The sequence below is a fragment of the Pseudomonas sp. 2VD genome, assembly GCF_005503585.1.
Taxonomy (GTDB): domain Bacteria; phylum Pseudomonadota; class Gammaproteobacteria; order Pseudomonadales; family Pseudomonadaceae; genus Pseudomonas; species Pseudomonas aeruginosa.
Map to the genome: position 1 here is coordinate 1 of NZ_SCND01000545.1, position 2,640 is coordinate 2,640.

General features: G+C 67.8%; 2 protein-coding genes and 2 pseudogenes. All 4 read left to right on the top strand.

All coding sequences use genetic code 11. The annotated features are described in order from the left end of the window. A pseudogene (gene vgrG1b, locus FFS27_RS31375) lies at positions 1 to 826 on the top strand (type VI secretion system spike protein VgrG1b); the annotation flags it as partial. Positions 827 to 853: 27 nt separating this feature from the next. Beyond that, a complete protein-coding gene (locus FFS27_RS31380) occupies positions 854 to 1,303 on the top strand; it encodes a DUF6484 domain-containing protein (RefSeq protein ID WP_003083695.1) in 450 nt (149 codons plus the stop codon). 16 nt (positions 1,304 to 1,319) lie between these two features. Continuing rightward, positions 1,320 to 2,432, top strand: a complete 1,113-nt coding sequence (locus tag FFS27_RS31385) for a DUF2169 family type VI secretion system accessory protein (RefSeq protein ID WP_023098304.1) — start codon at positions 1,320 to 1,322, stop codon at positions 2,430 to 2,432. Beyond that, positions 2,429 to 2,640, top strand: a pseudogene (locus FFS27_RS31390) (hypothetical protein); the annotation flags it as partial. The gene FFS27_RS31385 and the pseudogene FFS27_RS31390, both read left to right, overlap by 4 nt.

Sequence of the window (2,640 nt, forward strand, 5' to 3'; positions counted from 1 at the left end):
TACCCAGAGCGGCACCAAGAGCCGTTCGAGCAAGGGCGGCACGCCGGCCAACTTCAACGAGATCCGCATGGAGGACAAGAAGGGCGCCGAGCAGTTGTTCATCCATGCCGAGAAGAACCAGGACATCGAGGTCGAGAACGACGAGAGCCACTGGGTCGGCCACGACCGGACCAAGACCATCGACCACGACGAGACGGTGCATGTGAAGCACGATCGCACCGAGACCGTGGACAACAACGAGACCATAACCATCGGCGTCGACCGCACCGAGAAGGTCGGCAACAACGAGAAGATCAGTATCGGCGCGAACCGCACCGAGGACGTCGGCAGCAACGAGACCATCAGCATCGGCGTCGACCGCACCGAGAAGGTCGGCAGCAACGAGAAGATCAGCATCGGTGCCAATCGCACCGAGGACGTCGGCAACGACGAGACCATCAGCATCGGCGCGAACCGTAGCGAGTCGGTGGGCAACAACGAGACGATCAGCATCGGCGCCGACCGCAGCGAGTCGGTGGGCGCCAACGAGACCATCGACATAGGCGGCAACCAGAGCACCAGCATCGGCAAGAACGAGTCGCGCAGCGTCGGCCAGGGCCGCGATACCTCGGTGGGCAAGGACGATAGCCTGGACGTGGGCAAGAGCTTCACGCTCAACGCCGGCGACTCGATCACCCTGGTCACCGGTGCCGCCAGCATCCGCATGAAGAAGGACGGCAGCATCGTCATCAGCGGCAAGAACATCACCATCGACGGATCCGGGGCGATCAACGTCAAGGCCGACAAGAACGTGGTGGTGAAGGGACGCAAGATCCTCCAGAACTGAAGCGGCGCAGAGCCAGGGAGTCAGCGCATGAGTGTCGAGATCCATCTACCTGGGGCCACGACGGCCCTTCCCGCGCGCCTGGACGGCGTGGTCATCGGCGTCCTCCTCGACGTGCCGGACGCCGCCGCTCCGGTGGTCGCCTATCCCGGTTGCCCGAGCGAGCACGGCCTGGCGGCGGCCACCACCACCCAGCTCAGTCGCGCCGATATCGGCGCCCAGGTGGCTTTGCTGTTCGTCGCCGGCGACCCGCGCCAGCCACTGGTGATCGGGCGTATCCAGCGCCTGCCGCAGGAAGCGTCCGCCCGGCTGGACGGCGAACGCCTGGAGTTCAGCGCCGAACGCGAGATCGTCCTGCGCTGCGGCAAGGCCAGCATCACCCTGACCCGCGCCGGCAAGGTGATCATCCGTGGCGCCTATCTTTCCAGCCGCTCCACCGGGGTCAACCGGATCAAGGGCGGTTCGGTGCAGATCAACTGAGCGCGGCGGGCCCGACATGGAACTGTTGAACGCCACCCCGCTGGCCGCCGCCTACAACCAGGGGCTCGACGCCGAAGGCCGGGAGTCGCTGGTGGTGATCGCCAAGGGCAGTTTCGACCTGCCGCTGGACGGTCGCGAGGCGCGCCTGCTGGACGAGCAGCAGACGCTGCTGATGGTCGATGAATTCTATGGCGAGCCGGGGCTTTCCGCGCCGCGCCGGGAGTGCGAGTTCGTTCCCTTCAAGCCGTTCTGCGATGTGCTGGTGCTGGGCAGCGCCCGGGCGCCCGGCGGGCGGCCGGTACAGCAGTTGACCGCGGGCATCCGCGTCGGCCGGGTGAGCAAGGCGCTGACGGTGCATGGGCCGCGCCAGTGGGAACCGGGATTGCTCGGTGCCGGCGCGGGCGTCGCGCAGCCGTTCCAGCGCCAGGACATTTCCTACGCCAGTGCCTTCGGCGGCAGCCATGCCTCGCCGGACAACCCCGGTTTCATGGATTGCTACATGGCCAATCCGGCCGGATGTGGCTGGTTTCCGCGCAGCGCCGACACCGCCGAGATCGTCGGCACGCCGATGCCGGCCACGGAAAAGCTCGGCGAGCCGGTGGACAGCCCCCACGGCCGCTTCACGCCGATGGCGCTCGGCCCGCTCGGTCGCCACTGGCAGGCCCGGGTCGGCTTCGCCGGCCGCTACGACGACGCCTGGCTGGCCGAGCGCTTCCCGTTCCTGCCCGCCGACTTCGACGAGCGTTACTTCCAGTCCGCGCCGGCCGACCAGTGGACCGACCATCTGCGCGGCGGCGAGGAGGTCCTGCTGCTCAACCTCACCGGCGAGGAGCGCGCGGCCTTCCGCGTGCCGCGCAGGGAGGTGCCGGTGACCTTCTTCCTGAAAAAGGGTGGCCACGAAACCGCGCAGGCGCGGATCGATACCCTGCTGGTGGACTGCGACGCCCGTCGCGTGGAAGTCACCTGGCGTATCCGCCGGCCGTTGAAGCGCAACCTGTTCGAGATCGCCCAGGTGCTGGTCGGCAGCAAGTCCGCCGCCTGGTGGCGCGCCCGCGAGCTGGGCAAGGACTACTACCCCTCGCTTGCCGCACTGGTACGCAGCCGCCAGGCCGAGGAGGGCGAGGCATGAGCCAGGCCCTGAGCATCGTCGCCTCCGGCATGGTCAGTGCGGTCGGCCTCAGCGCGCCGGCCAGCTGCGCGGCGATCCGCTGCGCCCTGGACAACTTCCAGGAGACGCGTTTCATCGACCAGGGCGGCGAATGGTTGCTTGCCGCCAGCGTGCCGCTGGAGCAGCCCTGGCGCTGTCCCTTATACACATTTCCGAGCCCACGAGACTC

Excerpts from the sequence above, each read along its gene's own strand:
- FFS27_RS31380 (WP_003083695.1), top strand. The coding sequence starts at position 854 with ATGAGTGTCGAGATCCATCTACCTGGGGCCACGACGGCCCTTCCCGCG.
- FFS27_RS31385 (WP_023098304.1), top strand. The coding sequence starts at position 1,320 with ATGGAACTGTTGAACGCCACCCCGCTGGCCGCCGCCTACAACCAGGGG.